The sequence below is a fragment of the Halomonas sp. KO116 genome (assembly GCF_000734975.2).
In the GTDB taxonomy this organism is placed as follows: Bacteria; Pseudomonadota; Gammaproteobacteria; order Pseudomonadales; family Halomonadaceae; genus Vreelandella; species Vreelandella glaciei.
On record NZ_CP011052.1, the window covers coordinates 4,521,098 to 4,538,690 of the forward strand.

At 57.4% G+C, this 17,593-nt stretch carries 14 protein-coding genes and 1 tRNA gene; 9 read left to right on the forward strand and 6 right to left on the reverse strand.

Going from position 1 to position 17,593, the window contains the following annotated elements:
- Positions 1-53 precede the first annotated feature (53 nt).
- From KO116_RS20765 to KO116_RS20775, 3 genes are all read right to left on the reverse strand, one after another.
- Positions 54-137, reverse strand: a tRNA-Tyr gene (locus tag KO116_RS20765).
- Between the two features lie 151 nt (positions 138-288).
- Complete coding sequence (locus tag KO116_RS20770; protein ID WP_008959180.1) at positions 289-1,128, reverse strand: type III pantothenate kinase; 840 nt, start codon at positions 1,126-1,128, stop codon at positions 289-291.
- A complete protein-coding gene (locus tag KO116_RS20775; protein ID WP_035564014.1) occupies positions 1,125-2,120 on the reverse strand; it encodes a biotin--[acetyl-CoA-carboxylase] ligase in 996 nt (331 codons plus the stop codon). The genes KO116_RS20770 and KO116_RS20775 overlap by 4 nt, the downstream gene beginning before the upstream one ends.
- A gap of 235 nt (positions 2,121-2,355) precedes the next feature.
- On the opposite strand from KO116_RS20775, the gene typA reads away from it, so the two are divergent.
- The 6 genes from typA to KO116_RS20805 all read left to right on the forward strand — a co-directional run bounded on the left by typA (position 2,356) and on the right by KO116_RS20805 (position 9,895).
- Positions 2,356-4,206 (forward strand): translational GTPase TypA, encoded by a 1,851-nt coding sequence (typA, locus tag KO116_RS20780; RefSeq protein ID WP_035564011.1) that lies wholly within the window; start codon positions 2,356-2,358, stop codon positions 4,204-4,206.
- Between the two features lie 282 nt (positions 4,207-4,488).
- The gene (locus KO116_RS20785; protein ID WP_035564008.1) at positions 4,489-5,934 is read left to right on the forward strand and encodes a sodium-dependent transporter; all 1,446 of its coding nucleotides are present in this window, start codon (positions 4,489-4,491) and stop codon (positions 5,932-5,934) included.
- A gap of 49 nt (positions 5,935-5,983) precedes the next feature.
- A complete protein-coding gene (locus tag KO116_RS20790) occupies positions 5,984-6,754 on the forward strand; it encodes an ABC transporter ATP-binding protein (protein ID WP_035564006.1) in 771 nt (256 codons plus the stop codon).
- Between the two features lie 75 nt (positions 6,755-6,829).
- Positions 6,830-7,549, forward strand: a complete 720-nt coding sequence (locus tag KO116_RS20795) for an ABC transporter ATP-binding protein (RefSeq protein WP_022520879.1) — start codon at positions 6,830-6,832, stop codon at positions 7,547-7,549.
- A gap of 16 nt (positions 7,550-7,565) precedes the next feature.
- Positions 7,566-8,570: a branched-chain amino acid ABC transporter permease gene (locus KO116_RS20800; protein ID WP_035564004.1), complete on the forward strand. Its 1,005-nt coding sequence runs from the start codon at positions 7,566-7,568 to the stop codon at positions 8,568-8,570.
- Positions 8,570-9,895 (forward strand): branched-chain amino acid ABC transporter permease, encoded by a 1,326-nt coding sequence (locus KO116_RS20805; protein ID WP_035564002.1) that lies wholly within the window; start codon positions 8,570-8,572, stop codon positions 9,893-9,895. The genes KO116_RS20800 and KO116_RS20805 overlap by 1 nt, the downstream gene beginning before the upstream one ends.
- Positions 9,896-9,972: 77 nt before the next feature.
- Here the strand turns inward: KO116_RS20805 and KO116_RS20810 are convergent, their stop codons facing one another.
- Positions 9,973-11,181, reverse strand: coding sequence for an ABC transporter substrate-binding protein (locus KO116_RS20810; RefSeq protein WP_035563999.1), 1,209 nt, complete (start codon positions 11,179-11,181; stop codon positions 9,973-9,975).
- 119 nt (positions 11,182-11,300) lie between these two features.
- On the reverse strand, positions 11,301-11,546 hold the full coding sequence (locus tag KO116_RS20815) for a hypothetical protein (protein ID WP_035563996.1): 246 nt from the start codon (positions 11,544-11,546) through the stop codon (positions 11,301-11,303).
- A gap of 65 nt (positions 11,547-11,611) precedes the next feature.
- Between KO116_RS20815 and KO116_RS20820 the strand changes: the two genes are divergently transcribed.
- On the forward strand, positions 11,612-12,415 hold the full coding sequence (locus KO116_RS20820; protein WP_035563994.1) for a TlpA disulfide reductase family protein: 804 nt from the start codon (positions 11,612-11,614) through the stop codon (positions 12,413-12,415).
- Between the two features lie 112 nt (positions 12,416-12,527).
- Positions 12,528-15,473 carry an RNA polymerase-associated protein RapA gene (rapA, locus tag KO116_RS20825; protein ID WP_035563991.1) on the forward strand — a complete coding sequence of 982 codons (2,946 nt, stop codon included), beginning with the start codon at positions 12,528-12,530 and terminating at the stop codon, positions 15,471-15,473.
- An 18-nt stretch (positions 15,474-15,491) separates the two neighbouring features.
- On the opposite strand, the gene KO116_RS20830 is transcribed toward rapA, so the two are convergent.
- Positions 15,492-16,394: a TIGR01777 family oxidoreductase gene (locus KO116_RS20830; RefSeq protein WP_035563988.1), complete on the reverse strand. Its 903-nt coding sequence runs from the start codon at positions 16,392-16,394 to the stop codon at positions 15,492-15,494.
- Positions 16,395-16,540: 146 nt separating this feature from the next.
- On the opposite strand from KO116_RS20830, the gene KO116_RS20835 reads away from it, so the two are divergent.
- Positions 16,541-17,590 (forward strand): NAD(P)/FAD-dependent oxidoreductase, encoded by a 1,050-nt coding sequence (locus KO116_RS20835; RefSeq protein WP_035563984.1) that lies wholly within the window; start codon positions 16,541-16,543, stop codon positions 17,588-17,590.
- Positions 17,591-17,593 lie beyond the last annotated feature (3 nt).

Consider the following 17,593-nt stretch of genomic DNA (forward strand, 5'->3'; position numbering starts at 1 on the left):
CCGCTACCGGCTTTTCATTCAGCTGCACCGATTAAATCGCTGCGGCTTAATTCTGGTGGAGAGAGAAGGATTCGAACCTTCGAAGCTTTCGCGGCAGATTTACAGTCTGCTCCCTTTGGCCACTCGGGAATCTCTCCAATGTGGCGGCACATTATGCCAGCCTTCAAAAATGTGTCAAGTTTGGCAATCGTCTTAGCTATTAAAAGCTTAGCTAACCCATACTTTCAACATTAATGCCTTCTACATAGCAAGACGCTTACGCCTCGCCTTCGAACGCGCTGCATTCTGTCAAAGCAGCATTGAGAATGCAAGTCCCGCACGAATCTTTTCTAGCGACACAGGCTCCGGCACTCGCGGCGCGCCTGACATTTTGCCTGCACGCTCAGCAAAGGTCATTGGAAAACAGGCCTCTAAACCACCATAAACCATGTCAGGCCACACCGCATGAGGCACTTGAACCCCCCGCGAGACAACCCGGGCATCGCCACCGGTTAATAGCATCGGCAGCGCCACGCCTTGCTGATCACAGACTTCACTATAGATGCGATTAATCGCGCTGACGGCCGCCATGTAGATACCATGATTGACGGCATCAACTGTACGCCGCCCTGGCTCTAGCAATTCATCCGCCTCGCTTTCTGGGTCGATGGCCACATTGCGGGTGCCTAGCTTCAAGCTCTCTTTCATCAGGCGCAGCCCTGGGATAATAAAGCCGCCAAGATGGCTACCGCCCGGCAATACAAAGTCGATAGTAATGGCACTGCCACAATCCACCGCACAGCAACCGCCTGCTAACTGATAGCCCGCCAGCGCTCCCATCCACCGATCAACGCCTAAACGCCCTGGCTCCTCATAGCCGTTGACGACCCCCAGCGCTTCATGAGTTGAGTGTGCCACGTGCACATGACGCACCCGGCGACGCAGTAAAGCAACCGTCTCTTCCAGCACGGCCGCCCTGGCCACGCTTGAAATACGCACGGCCTCCACTACATCAAGATCCGGGATGTCAGCCCCTGGTCGCCACTCTTCACGGGTCCATACCGCCCCGCGCGATCGTATCTCGCTACTCTCGGCATCCTTGAGCCGCCATTTTGACAGCGTGTTGCCGATATCAAGGTCCAGAATCATAAACGCCTGCGTACGCTGATCTCACCGCCGGCTAGGCGTCGCGAGTGACCATTTTCGGTAACCCAAAGGTTACCACTCTTATCTACTTCCCCGGCGATGGCATCGCTGGTCTGCTGCCCTTGGATCACCCGAATAGGCAGTCCTGCATAAGCATGACGTTGATTCCACTCATCCTGCCAGGCGCTAAAGCCAACACGCTCAAAGTCAGCCAGCATCGCCAATAGACCAGCTACGACATCGGAGGCCAACTGATTACGCGAGATACCCGGCAACCGCTCGAAAAGCGCCGCAACCGGCTGTTCGATCGCGGCTCGCTGAGCAGCAGGCAGCCACAGATTCATGCCCATGCCGATCACTACCTCGCAGGGACCTGCCGCGTCCCCGGTGACTTCAATCAGAATACCGGCCAGCTTGCCAAGCTCATCGCTGGCATCATCGCCCTGTTCGGAGAGCAAGATATCGTTGGGCCATTTTAACTTGGGCGCCACGCCATGCTGCTCTAGCACCTGAGCCACTACAACCCCGACGGCCAAACTCAGGCCTTCAAGCACCGCGATGCCAGATTCAAAGCGCCAGCCTAATGAGAGCATTAAACTCTGCCCCCAAGGCGTCGACCAGACACGCCCGCGTCGCCCACGCCCTGCCGTTTGCAGTTCAACCAAGCACACTTCGCCATGCCCCGCGCCCTGCTCAAAGCGCTGACGCAAATATTCATTGCTGGAAGGTAACTGATCTTCAACAAACAGGCGTGCAAGGTAATGACGTGTCTGAGCAGGTAAACGCTCGACGATTTTGGCGCCCTCCAGTGGCTCCAACCGCTGTGCTAGCCGATAGCCACGCCCTTTAACGGCGACTAGCTCAACGCCCAGCGCCTCCAGTTTTTTTAACTGCTTCCACACCGCAGCACGAGAAATACCCAGCGTTTCACCCAGCTGCTCGCCAGAGTGAACCTCGCCATCGCTTAACAAACGCATCAGGTTGCCGATGGTCATGCTCCTGCCCCAATGGGAAAAGCGCTATTCTAGCGGATGGAGGTTCGCTGCGAAAACTTTCCTGGGGGCGACCAAGGTCGATAAGCGCTCCAGTAATATCAGAGAAGCCTTTGACATGGTAGAATAGCCATTGGACGCAAGCCCTGAGCCAAGATGGTCGGCAAATTGCCAGCCCTTGCGACCCGCATTTTCCGACCCGTGGACAAACGGGTGTTCACAAGAGTTCTCTCTCAGCATGCAAAACCAGCAAAACTCCAGCGCGGTTAATAACCTGCGCAACGTCGCGATCATAGCCCACGTTGACCATGGTAAAACCACACTGGTCGACAAACTCCTGAGCCAGTCCGGCACCCTTGACCGTAAAGCAGAAGGTCAAGAGCGCATCATGGACTCAAACGACCAGGAGAAAGAGCGTGGCATTACCATTTTGGCCAAGAACACGGCCATTCAGTGGCAAGACAGCCACGGTAACGGCTACCACATCAACATCGTGGATACGCCTGGGCACGCCGATTTCGGCGGCGAGGTTGAGCGCGTCATGTCAATGGTCGATTCGGTGCTACTGCTAGTAGACGCCGTTGATGGCCCGATGCCGCAAACTCGCTTCGTGACCCAGAAAGCCTTCGCCCAGGGCCTCAAGCCGATTGTGGTAGTCAACAAAATTGACCGCCCCGGCGCACGCCCTGACTGGGTTATCGACCAGATTTTTGATCTGTTCGATAACCTGGGCGCGTCTGATGAACAGCTCGATTTCCCGATCATCTACTGCTCTGCCCTAAACGGCATTGCTGGTATGGATCCTGAAGAGTTGGCTGACAACATGGACCCCATGTTCCAGGCCATCGTCGATATCGTTGATCCACCTCAGGTGGAGCTCAATGGCCCGTTCCAGATGCAGATCTCCGCGCTGGATTACAACAGCTATGTGGGCGTTATCGGCCTGGGTCGCATCAAGCGTGGCGCGGTGAAACCGAACCAGCAGGTGTCGATCATCGGCGTTGACGGCAATGTGCGTAAAGGCAAAATCGGTCAGGTCATGACCCATATGGGCCTGGAGCGCGTGCAGACCAACGAAGCCACCGCGGGCGATATCGTCTGTGTTACCGGCATCGACGATCTGTCGATCTCGGATACGCTATGCGATCCGGCCAAGGTCGAAGCACTGCCGCCGCTGTCTGTCGACGAACCGACCGTTTCAATGACCTTCCAGGTCAACGATTCACCGTTCGCCGGTAAAGATGGCAAGTTTGTGACCAGCCGTAATATCAAGGATCGCCTTGATCAAGAGCTGATTCACAACGTGGCACTGCGCGTTGAACAGGGCGAAACCCCTGAGAAGTTCAAGGTTTCCGGCCGTGGCGAACTGCACCTCTCGGTGCTGATCGAAACCATGCGTCGTGAAGGCTTTGAGCTAGCCGTAGGCCGCCCCGAAGTGATCATCAAAGAGATCGACGGTGAGAAGCAGGAGCCCTACGAAGAGGTCATCATCGACTGTGAAGAGCAGCACCAGGGCTCTATCATGGAAGAGCTGGGCTACCGTAAAGGTGAGATGACCAACATGCTGCCGGATGGCAAAGGACGGGTTCGCCTGGACTTCATCATTCCTGCCCGCGGCTTGATCGGTTTCCGTGGCCAGTTTTTGACCCTGACTTCCGGCACCGGCATCCTGACCAGCCGCTTTGATCACTACGGCCCGCTGAAGCCTGATGCCTCTATCGAGCGTCGTAACGGCGTATTGGTCTCGATGGTTGACGGTAAAGCCCTTGCCTATGCGCTGTATGCGCTGCAAGAGCGCGGTAAGCTGATTATCGATCACGCCACGGAAGTCTACGAAGGCATGCTGATCGGCATCAACAACCGCGCTAATGACATGGTGGTTAACCCCACCAAAGGCAAGAAGCTCGACAACATGCGCTCCACCGGTAACGATGAAAACATCGTATTAACCCCACCGGTTAAGTTCTCCCTGGAGCAGGCCATCGAGTTCCTCGACTCCGACGAGCTCGTCGAAGTCACGCCGGTGCACATCCGCCTGCGTAAAAAGCTGTTGAAAGAGACCGAGCGTAAGCGTTACAGCAAGAAGTAATCCGCTCCAAGCAGTAAGTACCCAAAAACCCGCGAAAGCGGGTTTTTTTATGTCCTCGCCCTTCTGCGCTAACATCAGCTCCCAGCGTTCACCCCTTTGCCACTACCTTTGCCAAGATAGCTCCCTAAACGCAGCCTAAACGCTAATACGCTGGAAAGGCGGCGCGTTCTATCGCACAGTAACGCTAAATTCAGCGCGTCCAAGGCACGCTGACATCGCTATATTCATACAGGCGTTTGGATACCACCCCATTCTGACGCCCAACTACGGACACTCTTACCCATGAGCGGTCATAACGTCTGGACGCATAAAGGCACTTTTCTTCTCGCCGCAGTTGGCTCCGCGGTCGGTCTGGGCAACCTGTGGCGCTTCCCCTACCTGACCGGTGAAAACGGTGGCGGTGCCTTTATATTGGTCTACGCCTTGACGATCTTTGCCGTCGGCATTCCCATTCTGATTGCCGAGATCATGCTCGGCCGCACCAGCCGCCAGAGCCCGATTATGGGCATGCGTCACCTAACCAAAACCCACGGCACTTCCCGCGCCTGGGAAACTATTGGTTGGCTGGGCGCCGCCTCGGCGTTTTTGATTTTAAGCTTCTATTCGGTAATTGCCGGCTGGGCGATTCACTACACTTGGCTAATGCTGACCGGCTCGCTGGTGGGCGCCGATGCGCAAACCATTGGCACTGGCTTTGACGCCCTGCTGGCCTCCCCCGGCCTAATGACGCTCTATCACACCCTTTTCATTGCGGCGTCCGCGCTAATTGTGGGTATGGGCATTCACAAAGGAATCGAATCAGGCCTGCGCATTATGATGCCCGCGCTGTTTGTGATTTTGTTGGTGGTGCTGGCCTACGGCGTGGTGAATGGCGATATAGGCGCCGCCGCCAGCTTTCTATTTACCTTTAATATCGCCGACCTTAGCCTTGAGGGCTGGCTACAGGCCATGGGGCAGTCATTCTTCACCCTGAGCCTGGGAATGGGGGCCATCATGGCTTACGGCGCCTACATGCCCAGCGATGTCTCACTGACCCGCACCGCCTTTGCTGTCGCCATCGTCGATACCGCCGTGGCGATGGTGGCGGGCCTGGCTATTTTTGCGCTGGTGTTTGGCGCCGGGTTAGAGACCGGGCAAGGGCCTGGACTGATGTTTGTCACCCTTCCGCTGGCGTTTGCCGAGATGCCTTTTGGCGCGTTGGTCGGCGGCGTATTCTTTATTCTGGTGCTCGGCGCCGCGATCAGCTCCTCTATTTCGCTGATCGAACCCGTCGCCGCCTTCCTGGTGGAGCGCTTTGACATGACCCGGCCACAGGCGGTCACGATCATGGTTATCGCCGCCTGGGCAATGGGTTTGCTGACCGTGGTTAGCTTCAACATTTGGGCCGAGGGGACGATATTCCATAGCCTGTTTGGGCGCAGTGCGTTTGAGTTTATCGAGCTACTCACCAATATCTTTATGCCGGTGGGCGGTCTGCTGATAGCGCTGTTTGCCGGCTGGGCGCTAACCCAGAGTGAAGTGATGAAAGAACTGGGCAGCAGCGTCACCTGGTTTAAGCTATGGCGTTTTCTGGTGCGCTTTGTGGCGCCTGCTGCGGTGGCCTTTGTGTTTTTACGCACCATTCCTCAGGTGGATGGCTATTTGATCCCCACCCTCGGTGCGCTGCTCATGATTGGGGCCTTTGCAGCCAGCCAGCGTTGGCTAAAAAAACCACAACAAACAACTTAATAACAGTGCGCAGGCGGCTTTTTAGCCGCCTGTATCGCGTGGAGACACCATGAACCCTCTTATTGATGTACAGCGAGTCAACAAAGCGTTCGGCGGCTTACAGGTGATTAACGACTGCTCCATTCAGGTGGAGAAGGGTTCCATTACCGGCATGATCGGCCCTAACGGCGCAGGCAAATCTACCCTGTTTAATCTGATTGCCGGCGCTTTAGCCCCGAATAGCGGCCGCGTTCTGCTCGATGGTGAAGACATTACCGCGCTTAGTGCCGACCAGCGTTTCCACAAAGGCCTGCTGCGTACCTTCCAGATTGCCCACGAGTTCAGCCAGATGAGCGCGCTGGAGAACCTCATGATGGTGCCACCCAAACAGGCGGGAGAAAGCCTTTTTAGCGCTTGGTTAAAGCCAGGCATAGTGCGCCAAGAAGAAGCCGAGGTGCGCCGCCGCGCGCTGGAGGTGATTGATTTCGTCGGCCTGCACCACGTGCGTAATGAGCTAGCGGGCAACTTGTCCGGCGGCCAGAAGAAGCTGCTGGAGCTTGGCCGCACCATGATGACCAATGCCAAGGTGGTACTCCTTGATGAGATCGCTGCCGGGGTAAACCGCACCCTGCTGGGCGACTTGATCGGCAATATTGAGCGGCTCAACCGCGAAATGGGTTACACCTTCCTGGTCATTGAGCACGATATGGAGATGATTGCCCGCCTTTGCGATCCGGTTATCGTGCTGGCTCAAGGCAGCGTGATGGTGGAGGGGCATATCAACGATATCCAGAATAATCCTGAGGTCATTGAGGCCTACTTCGGTACCGATGCCGCTTAAGCGTGACGTTTTCTCCCATTAGCCAATTAATATAATGATGTCGCTGCCAAGCGACCTTGCTGGAATACTTTGCTTATGTCATCAACAACCAGGCCATTAATCGACGCACGCGATGTGCACGGCGGCTATGGCGGCATGAATATCCTTAACGGGGTAAACATGACGCTGGAAGCCGATGAGGTCGGTGTGATCGTCGGCCCTAACGGGGCGGGCAAATCCACCATGCTGAAAGCCGTCTTTGGCCTGCTGCATGTTAATCAGGGCGAGATACTGCTTAACGGCCAGCCGATCCAAAATCTACCGCCTAACCAGCTGGTGCAGCGCGGTATGGGCTTTGTGCCCCAGGAGAAGAACGTTTTCCCCAGCCTTTCGGTGCAGGAAAACCTGGAGATGGGCGCCTTTTTAAAGCCGCAAAACGTCAAGCGCATGCTCGCTCAGATCTATGAGTTTTTCCCACCGCTGTACGAAAAGCGCCGCCAGCCTGCCGGTGAGCTTTCCGGTGGACAGCGCCAAATGGTCGCCATGGGCCGCGCCTTGATGGCCGAGCCGAGCCTGCTGTTGCTGGACGAACCCACCGCGGGGCTGTCGCCGCTGTATATGAATGAGATTTTCGACCGCGTCAAACAGATCAACGCCGCTGGCGTGGGTATTTTGATGGTGGAACAGAACGCCAAACAGGCACTCGCGATAGCCGATAAAGGCTTTGTGCTGGCCGCTGGCCAAAACCGCTTTACCGACACTGGGGCAGCACTGCTTGCCGACCCCGATGTCGCCAAAAGCTTTTTGGGCGGCTAGCCCCAGGGAGATACACGTGAACGAACTGGTTTTTTTCATCAATAATGTGGTGATTTCGGGCAGTGTAAGCGGCTCCATTTATGCCATCGGGGCCATTGGGGTAACGCTGATTTTCAGCATTATGCGCTTTGCCCACTTTGCCCATGCCGATATGATGACCTTCGGCGCCTTTATGGTGCTGCTGCTTACCACACTGTTCCCAGCAGCGGGCGCCAGCATCGGCGTGCCAACGGCGGTTTTAATGCTGCCGCTGGCGATGCTGCTTACTGCCGCCTTAGCGGTGGGGATCGACAAAACCTTCTATAAGCCGCTACGCGCCCATGGGGTAAAGCCAATCGTGTTAGTGATTGGCTCACTGGGTGTCACGTTAATTTTGCAGGGTTTGATTCGCCTGTTTTCCGGTACCGGCGGGCAGAGCCTCTATGTAGATGATCGCAAGGAGATCTTTCGCCTGGCACTACCCTTTGAGGGCGCCCGGGCGCCGATTGTGGTAACCGAACCGCAAATCTACCTGTTTGTGATTACCCTCGTCGCTGTTGTGGCGCTGCACCTTTTTCTTAACCGTTCGCGGCTAGGCAAGGCAATGCGCGCCATGTCGGATAATCCTGAGCTAGCCCAGGCATCGGGGATCAATACCAATACCATTGTGGCGGTAACCTGGATCATTGCGGGTGCCCTGGCCGCCATTGCAGGGACGCTGCTCTCCCTGGATGTCACTTTCAAGCCCGACTTAAGCTTCTTCCTGCTACTGCCTATTTTTGCTGCTGCCATCGTGGGCGGTGTGGGCCACCCTTATGGGGCGATTGTCGGTGGCTTTGTGGTCGGCTTTGCCGAGACACTGGCGGTGTTTAACTGGAACGTGCTGCTGCGCCCCTTCCGCGACAGTCTGCCCACCTGGTTAGAGCTCCCCTCAAACCTGGCCTTTGTGGGTACCGAGTACAAAATTGTGGTGCCGTTTTTCATTCTGGTAGCCATTCTGGTGTGGCGCCCCACCGGACTGTTTAAAGGCAAGGTGATCTAATGAGCCATTCAGAAAAAACGCGCAACCCTGCCTACACGCCCCAAGACGCCACCCAACAGCGCCGCTTTCCACTGCGCGAACTGGTCCTGTTCGGTGCACTGCTGGTCGCAGTGTTAGCGGTCTATGCCATCATGGGCGCCGCCTATAGCACACGCATGCTGGTAGAAGCAGCTTGTTACGCCATTCTTGCCTTAGGGTTAACCATTCAGTGGGGCTACGCTGGGCAGTTTAACGCTGGTGTGATGGGCTTTGTTGCTCTGGGCGGCTTCTGCGCGATGTTCTTTAGCGTGCCGGTCAATGATGCCTTCTGGGGCACTGCGCTACCCGGCGAATTTGGCCGCGTGCTGCTATACGGTGCCGCCGCTACCCTACTGATCGTGGGCGCCAGCAAACTAGATCGCCTGGGTGTGCCCAAGCCCCTGCGTACCTTTATCGCGGTGGTACTGGGCGTCGTGCTTTACCTGGTGGTTATTAGCCAGTTACGCGAGGTCACTGATGCGATTGAAAGCCAGGCAGGCTTCGTCGGTGGGCTAGGCTTACCGCCCTGGATCGGCTGGATTGTCGGGGGCGCCTTGGCAGGTGGCGTCGGCTACTTTATTGGCCATATCTGTTTGGGCTTACGCAGCGATTACTTGGCTATTGCCACCCTGGGCATTGCCGAGATCATCAAGGCGTTTTTGAAAAACTCTGACTGGCTAACCCGCGGCACCGCCACGGTTTCCCCGCTACCCTGGCCAACACCGGGGCCAGCTGAGCTGGGCTTTACACTGTCGCGTGCCATCTACCTTTCGTTTACCGCGGTGATCATTGCGGTAATCTTCTTTCTGCTCAATCGTGCCTACAACGCCCCCTGGGGACGAATGATTCGGGCCATTCGCGATAACGAAGTGTCTGCGGCGGCGATGGGTAAGGACATCAACAAACGGCGTCTGGAAATCTTCGTGCTGGGCTGCATTCTGATGGGTCTGGGCGGCGGCATACTGGGCACCTTCAACAGCCTCTTCGACCCACAAGGCTACCTGCCGCTGAACCATACCTTCCTAGTGCTGGTGATGGTGATTCTGGGCGGGCCGGGCAATAACCTGGGCACCATTTTTGGCGCCGTGGCGGTGTATATCATCTGGATTATGTCCGAGCCCCTGGCGCTGTTCTTAATGCAGTTAGCGGTGGCCTTTGGCGAAGGTGCGTTCGGCTGGGATGCACCGGGCAATATGGATAGCCGCGCCCTACAGGCACGGGTGCTGGTGATTGGCTTACTGATCACCATGGTGCTGCGCTTTGCGCCCAAAGGGCTACTACCCGAGAAGATCAAAAGCCACAGTTGATCCTCTCAGCTGCTGACTCATAAAAAAATGCCCGGCTGGTAACAGCCGGGCATTTATTTTAACGCTCAGCGGGAAGCTTAAAGATCAACCTGACCTTTGCTGGTAAAGGTGCCGTCTTCCACAGCCATCTCGACCACCACGCCAGGCACGTCGCCGTTGTCATCAAACTCATGCGAACCAGAGGCGCCTTCATAGTTGATGTCGGTGCCCGCGGCAATCAGCTCAACCGCTTTTTCCCACTCGCCGGGCAGAATGACCTCGCCGGGGGCACTGGAAACACTGCGCAGCGCTTCTGAAAGGCCTTCACGCTCAGCGCTGCCGTTCTGCTCAATCGCCAATGCGATCAGGAAAGCGGCATCATAGGCCTGGGCGGCAAATACTGCGCTTGGATCCAGTTCAGCAGCTTCGGCGGCTTCGATAAAGATATCGGTACCGGGCAGATCAGGGCTGCCGGGGCGCGTGGCGATCATGCCATCCAGCACGTCTGCACCGATAGCTTCGATAAGGCTATCACCGACCATGCCGTCAGCACCTACGTACTGGGTAAACATGCCACTTTCGTAGGCTTGACGCAGTACCGTCTGCCCCGAAGTGTCGGCGTAGGCCAGCACGACGAGGGTATCAACGCCGCTCACCGAGAGCGAGCCTAGCTCAGAGCGATAGTCGGCGCGGTTATCTTCGTGGGCCAGGTTCTCGGCAATCTCGCCGCCACCGGCCTCAAACGCGGCGCTGAAGGCGTCAGAAAGGCCCTGACCGTAATCATTATTGACGTAGGTCACCGCCACTGCGTCAATGCCTTTTTCAAGCAGTAGCTTAGCCAGCATTTCCCCCTGGAAGGCGTCTGACGGCACGGTACGGAACACCAGGTCGTTGTCATCAAGCTCCGATACCGCAGGGGCGGTAGACGCAGGCGAAACCATCAATACGCCACCGGGAATAGCAGCGTTGTTAGCCGCGGCAATGGTCGCACCAGTACACAGCGCACCGACGATCGCGGTGACATTTTCAGAGTTCACCATGCGATCGGCGGCGTTAGAGGCAGCCGATGCATCGGAACAGGTCGTATCGCCGGACGGCATCACCAATGTTTGGCCGTCTAAAATACCGCCCTGCTCATTGATCTGCTCAACGGCTAGCTGCGCCCCTTCAAAAATGGGTGGCGTTAAACTTTCAATTCCCCCGGTAAAGCCGCCCAAGAAGCCAACTTTGACCTCTGCCTGGGCTAATCCGGTCATTGCCAGAGTTGAAGCCGCCACAGCGGTGGCTAATGCGCGCTTGTTGATCATGTTATTTGTCGCTCCCAGTGAGATAAAAATGTATGCATTTTTTTAGTATGCCCCAGCGGACAATCGTTAAGGCTGCTATTAATCTGGAACTGGAACGCCAAAAACACAAGCATCGGTTTCTAACGCTCGTCGTCTTCCTCTAGCAATCGCCTGCGTTCAGCAAGCTGCTTTTGAAGGCGCTTGTGGCGATAAAGCCGCACCAGCGCAATCGTTAACGCGGTAACCAGCATCGCAGCCAACACCCAACCCTGCCAGGGGCGGGCGGCGTTACCCATCACCGTTTCCAACGTAATTATCAGAATTAAGCCAATCGCCTGGGAGCCGATCGCTAGCGCGCGCAGCCTATCAAAAGCGGGTGGGGGCATAACGTCTCCGTAATTTGTAGCTCGCATGGTATGGTCTGCCAGTGTACCTGCTTCACGAGAAAATCATGAATGCCATCGCTCTCGGCCCACTGCTGATTTCATTACCGCGCCTTTATGCCATCGGCTGCGCGCTGCTGTTGCTACTCTGTGCACGGTTACTGCTGGGCCTTCCCCAGCGTGACCAGCAGCGCTGGTTTACCGGGCTTATCATTGTTTGGTTAGTCAGCGCCCGGGTGGGCCACCTTATCCTCAACCTGGATAGCTATAGCGACGCCCCGCTTGAAGCGCTCAAAGTATGGCAACCCGGCTACCACGGCCTATGGGGGATGACGGCAGGCTTGATATGGACAGCCTGGACGCTGCGGGCGCGATTATTGGCTATGGGCGGTGCGATGGCGATGCTGGTCGCCGCCTCCAGCCTATGGCTGGTGCTGGTTACCCTGGCACCCCTAGGCAATGACTTTGCGGTTGACGCTCTGCCGGAGGTCACCCTTGAGGACGTGGGAGGCAATGAAGTATATCTACCCTCGCTGACCGACAACGCTGATCTAATTATCGTCAACCTGTGGGCGACCTGGTGCCCGCCCTGCCTGCGTGAAATGCCGCTGCTTGAGGAGGCCGCTCAGCGCGATGGTGTCAGCGTGGTGGTGGCAAACCAAGGCGAAGACCTACTGCCCATGGTGCGCTATTTAGATGAGCAGCAGCTTGGATTTCGCTATGCGCTGCGCGACCCCAGCCAACAGCTGATGGCCCTTTTCGCAGCACCGGGGCTACCCACTACCGTGCTATTCGATGAGCAGGGAAATACCTTAGATGTGCATGTGGGCGAACTTACCCGCGCCCATCTAGACCGCTGGTTAAAAGATTGATGTCGATACACCTTAATCCCCCCGCTGCTTTGCGTTAGAATCCCCCGCCCTGTTGCCGCCGATGCTCCCCCCGGCGGCAGACGACCCGTTTTGCAGACTCCTCCGAGGCATCATGAGCGATTTTTCTCCCGGCCAACGCTGGATTAGCGACGGTGAAGCTGAGCTTGGGCTCGGCACCGTGCTTAACTGCGACGCCCGTAGCGTTACCATTTTGTTCAGTGCCAGTCAGGAAACCCGTACCTACAATACCCGCCAAGCTCCGCTGACCCGCGTTATGTTCGGCAGCGGCGACCGCGTGCTCTCCGCCGACGGCTGGCAGATGGTGGTTGATGACAGCAAAGAGTCCGGTGGCCTGATTACCTATATCGGTGAAGACAGCGATGGCAACCTGCGCGAACTGCCCGAAGCCAAGCTCGCCGATACCATGCAGTTCGACCAGGCCCGTGACCGCCTGCTGACCGGCCAGGTTGACCGCAACGACTGGTTTGATTTGCGCTTTCGTACCCTGCACCACTATCAGCGTATTGAGCAGCACAGCGCGCTGGGCTTTTCCGGGCCGCGTATCGACCTGATACCTCACCAGCTCTACATTGCCAATGAAGTCGCCAACCGCCATGCGCCCCGCGTACTCCTGGCGGACGAAGTGGGCTTGGGTAAAACCATCGAAGCCGGCCTGATTCTGCACCGCCTGCTGCTCAACGGCCGCGTTGAGCGGGCGCTGATACTGGTGCCCGACAGCCTCACGCATCAGTGGCTGGTCGAGTTACTGCGCCGCTTCTCGCTTAACGTCACGCTGTTAGATGAAACCCAAAGCCAAGCCCACGGCAGCTACAACCCCTTTGAGAGCGCGCAGCTTGTGCTAGCCAGCCAGGGCTGGCTGTTCGCCAACCCGCAACGCCAGGAGCAGGCGTTGGCCAGCCAGTTCGACCTGCTGATCGTCGACGAAGCACACCACCTCGACTGGAGTGAAGAAGGCAGCGGTCCCGGCTACCGGTGCGTCGAACAGCTCTCGGCGGTGATTCCCGGTCTGCTGCTGCTCACCGCAACCCCGGAACAGATGGGCATCAAGAGCCACTTTGCCCGCCTGCGGTTGCTGGATAGCGAGCGCTACCATGATCTGGAGCGCTTCAAAGCCGAAGAGAGCCACTACACCGAGGTCGCACGCGCCATCGATGCTCTGGAGGCGCTGCCTGACGACCCTAGCGCCCGTGCTCACGTCTCCGCGGTAGCCGATGACCGCGACAGCCAAGCGCTGCTGGCCACGCTATGTAACGAGGAGGCCAGCAAAGCGCAGCAGGACACTGCACGTGCCCAGTTAAGTGAAGCGCTGCTGGATCGCCACGGCACGGGCCGCGTGATGTTCCGCAACAGCCGCCGTCACGTAGGGGGCTTTCCGGAACGGCGCTTAAACCTCGCGCCGCTAGCATTGCCTTCGGCCTACCGCCGTGTCGTGCGCCGTTTAGAGCGCGACGATGATTATCTTGACGAGCTGCTAATCGAGACCGGCATGGATCACCCCGATGTGCTGATCTATCCCGACTCGGCCTATCGCGAGCTCAGCAATGATCCGCTCAACGGCGAAGACTGGTGGCACATTGACCCGCGGGTTAACTGGCTGCTGGAGAAGCTTAGCGACGACAGCGAGAACGGCTTCGCTAACGAAAAAGTCCTGGTCATTGCCCACCACCGGGAAACCGCCGAAGGCCTTGCCGAAGGGCTACGGGTGTTGGGCGGCTACCACGCGCCGGTGTTCCACGAAGACCTCTCCTTGATTGAGCGTGACCGCGCGGCAGCGGCGTTTGCCGATGAAGATGGAGGCGTTCAGGTGCTGGTGTGCTCGGAAATTGGCTCAGAGGGGCGCAACTTCCAGTTCTGCCGTCACCTAGTGATGTTCGATATGCCCCAGCACCCGGATCAGCTCGAACAGCGCATTGGCCGCCTGGATCGCATCGGCCAACGACACGCTATTGAGCTGCATATTCCGACCTTTGAGGGCAGCCCCGGCGAGCGCCTGCTGCGCTGGTATAACGAAGGTATGGATGCGTTCAGCGCCCCCCATGGGGTCGGCAACGATCTGTTTGATGCCTTTGGTGACGCCCTGGCTGACGCCCTGCTGGACGATGAAGCGCTTGAAGAGATTATCGCCGAAACCCGCACGATGTTCAGCGCCAAATTGGCGGAGCACGATGCGGGCCGTAACCGGCTGCTGGAACTCAACGCCTGCCGCCCTGCCCGCGCTCAGCAGGTCATCGACGCCGTGCGCGAACTTGACGAAGACGCCGCATTGCCGCGCTACCTTGAACGGGCGCTGGATATTTTCGGCGTGGAGAGTCAGGAAATCGGCAAGGGCTTGATGCACCTGCAGCCCAGCCAACATATGCTGGATGGCCTGCCGGGTCTGGTTAAAGGCGAAGAAGGCTTTACCGCCACGTACAGCCGCTCCCAGGCGCTAGCCCGCGACGATGTGCAGCGGCTCTCTTGGGAACACCCGCTGCTGCGGGAAATGATGGGCCGCGTGCTGGATGGCACCATGGGCAACTCGGCGCTCGCTCTGCTGCGCCACGACGCCATTCCCAGCGGACGCTTGATGGCCGAGCTGGTATTCCGCACCCACTGCCCGGCGCCCAAGAAACTGCACCTTAACCGCTTCCTGCCGCCCACCGCGGTGCGCCTGCTGCTGGATGAGTCAGGTGCCAATCTGACCAGCAAGATCTCCTTCACCGGTTTGGGCAAAAACTTACAGAAGGTTAACAAGTCGCTGGCGAGGGATTTGATCAAGAGCCGTCACGATCAGTTGCGCGAGCTGCTGACTCAGGGGGAAGGCGAAGCCGAGCGCCAGCTGCCCAGCATTGTCGAAAATGCTGAAGCGCGCATGCGTGCACAGTTGGATGCCGAGATTGCCCGTTTGACCGCGCTGGCCGAGCACAACCCGGCGGTACGCAGCGCTGAAATTGACGCGCTGAAAGATGAGCGCAAGGCGCTCAGTGAAGCGATTGAAAATACCCGCCTGCGGCTGGATTCAGTACGGGTAATCATCACCGTTGACGCCGATCGTTAATCGCCAAGCGAATGCTTCCTAAAGGATCGCCTCAAGCGCCTTGTCCAGCGTGGGATATTGAAAGGTAAACCCTGCCGCTTCAAGGCGCGCGGGGCGCATATCCGCCCCGGTCAGCAATAGCCGAGACATTTCCCCCAACCCCGCCTTCAAGACAAACGCGGGTACGGGAAAAATGGCCGGTCGATTGAGATGCTTGGCCAGGGTTTTGGTAAAGATGGCGTTGGTGACCGGGTGCGGTGCGCTGCCGTTAAAGGCGCCGCTCAAGGTTTCGTGATTGATGAGAAACAGGATCGCCGCGACTAAATCATCGCGGTGGATCCACGGCATAAATTGCTCACCGCTGCCAAAGCGGCCACCTAGTCCTAGCTTAAACGGCGGCAGCATTTTCTGCAGGCTACCGCCGCCTGTATCTAGCACCAACCCCGTACGCAAAATCGCTAAACGCACCCCCATCGCCTCAATCGGCTGGGCGGCTGCCTCCCACTGTTTGCACAGACGATGGGCAAACTCATCGTTAGGGATTGTCTCTTCGGTCACCACGCGCTTGCCCTGATCGCCGTAATAGCCCATCGCTGAACCCGATACCATTACCTTCGGCAATGGCTGACCATTAGCCTTTAACTGTTCACACAACGCGACCAATTGCTCAGTTGACGCTACACGAGAATTTATCAGCTTGGCTTTCTGCTCATCGCTCCAGCGCTTACCGGCAATAGACTCTCCAGCCAAGTTAATTAGCGCGTCCGGTGGTGACTCAATAAACGCCTGGGCGCTGTCACGAATGTCACAGCTATTGGGCAAGCGATCGCGTACTTGATGAGGGTGACGGGAAACCACCTGCACCTCGTGGCCTTGCTCTATCAGTTTTTGGCATAGCCGCTGGCCGACAAACCCACTGCCTCCGGTCACTAATACGCGCATGGAATTACTCCTGTTGGTGCCACCGTTCGTTGTCAGCTTGACGAAATGAATCAATCGACGACCAAATTGTACGACATCTATACACAACTGCTACATTAAGCTTTCAACTCTATTCATACGACACCTAAACAACGCTGCGAGGAACCATGGCGATACTGCCTCTGAGTGCTCATCAATCGGTCGCCATCATTGGTGCAGGCATCGCAGGGCTTGCCTGTGGGCAGGTACTCGCCAATAGCGGCGCTAGCGTTACGCTGTTTGATAAAGCCCGCGGCCCTGGCGGGCGCCTGTCGAGTAAGCGCAGACCCAGCGCGACGCTAGATCTAGGCGCCCAGGCTTTCAGCGTACACAACACAGACTTTCAGCGCGCGGTTGATACATGGCTATCCATTGGCTGCATCGCTTCTTGGCCCACCGCTACCTATCAGGCTAGTCCAAATGGCTGGCAGGCGCATAACGATGGGCAAAAGCGCTACACCGGTGCTCCTCGAATGAGTGCCTTGACGCGTCATTTGGCCGACTCGCTAACGGCGCTACCTCAGGCTGCACTGCATACAGGCACTTCCATCACGTCACTCAAACGCACGCAAAAAGGGTGGCTGTTGGTAACGGCTGGCGGCATTACCCATGGGCCTTATGATCAGGTAGTGGTCAGCGCACCACCGCCCCAGGCCCATGCACTGCTGGCAGCGTGGGATGACGATTTGGCCACCGCGTGCCAAACACGAAAGCAGCGCGCCTGCTGGGCGGGATGGGCGATTTTTGACGGACCGCTTCCCGCTATACCCGGTGTTGACCCAGACTGGCAGATGGCGCGGGTCGCCCACCCTACCCTGCATATTGTGTCACGTAACCAAACTAAACCAGGACGCGCAGCTCAACCTGAAAGCCTTAGCCTGCTGGCTCAACTCGACTGGAGCGAAGCACATTTGGAGCAGCCTGCCAGTGAGGTGGCTAACCAACTTCTTACTGCTCTAAAAAGTCTTTTTCCCGTCTCAGCAACGCTACCCGACCTGATTGAAACAGGCGCGCACCGGTGGCGCTATGCACAACCAGCGGCCGCTTGTGAACACACATACTTATACAGTGGAAACGGTTTGGCCTTGTGCGGCGATCACTTTCGCGATGGCCGCGTAGAAGATGCCTGGCTATCAGGCCACCGCTTGGGGAAAGCGCTAATAGGCCGGTCGGTCTAATTA

Excerpts from the sequence above, each read along its gene's own strand:
- KO116_RS20795 (WP_022520879.1), top strand. The coding sequence starts at position 6,830 with ATGTCATCAACAACCAGGCCATTAATCGACGCACGCGATGTGCACGGC.
- KO116_RS20785 (WP_035564008.1), top strand. The coding sequence starts at position 4,489 with ATGAGCGGTCATAACGTCTGGACGCATAAAGGCACTTTTCTTCTCGCC.
- KO116_RS20805 (WP_035564002.1), top strand. The coding sequence starts at position 8,570 with ATGAGCCATTCAGAAAAAACGCGCAACCCTGCCTACACGCCCCAAGAC.
- KO116_RS20820 (WP_035563994.1), top strand. The coding sequence starts at position 11,612 with ATGAATGCCATCGCTCTCGGCCCACTGCTGATTTCATTACCGCGCCTT.
- rapA (WP_035563991.1), top strand. The coding sequence starts at position 12,528 with ATGAGCGATTTTTCTCCCGGCCAACGCTGGATTAGCGACGGTGAAGCT.
- KO116_RS20815 (WP_035563996.1), bottom strand. The coding sequence starts at position 11,546 with ATGCCCCCACCCGCTTTTGATAGGCTGCGCGCGCTAGCGATCGGCTCC.
- KO116_RS20835 (WP_035563984.1), top strand. The coding sequence starts at position 16,541 with ATGGCGATACTGCCTCTGAGTGCTCATCAATCGGTCGCCATCATTGGT.
- KO116_RS20810 (WP_035563999.1), bottom strand. The coding sequence starts at position 11,181 with ATGATCAACAAGCGCGCATTAGCCACCGCTGTGGCGGCTTCAACTCTG.
- KO116_RS20830 (WP_035563988.1), bottom strand. The coding sequence starts at position 16,394 with ATGCGCGTATTAGTGACCGGAGGCAGTGGGTTTGTCGGCCAGCGGCTA.
- KO116_RS20790 (WP_035564006.1), top strand. The coding sequence starts at position 5,984 with ATGAACCCTCTTATTGATGTACAGCGAGTCAACAAAGCGTTCGGCGGC.
- typA (WP_035564011.1), top strand. The coding sequence starts at position 2,356 with ATGCAAAACCAGCAAAACTCCAGCGCGGTTAATAACCTGCGCAACGTC.
- KO116_RS20775 (WP_035564014.1), bottom strand. The coding sequence starts at position 2,120 with ATGACCATCGGCAACCTGATGCGTTTGTTAAGCGATGGCGAGGTTCAC.
- KO116_RS20770 (WP_008959180.1), bottom strand. The coding sequence starts at position 1,128 with ATGATTCTGGACCTTGATATCGGCAACACGCTGTCAAAATGGCGGCTC.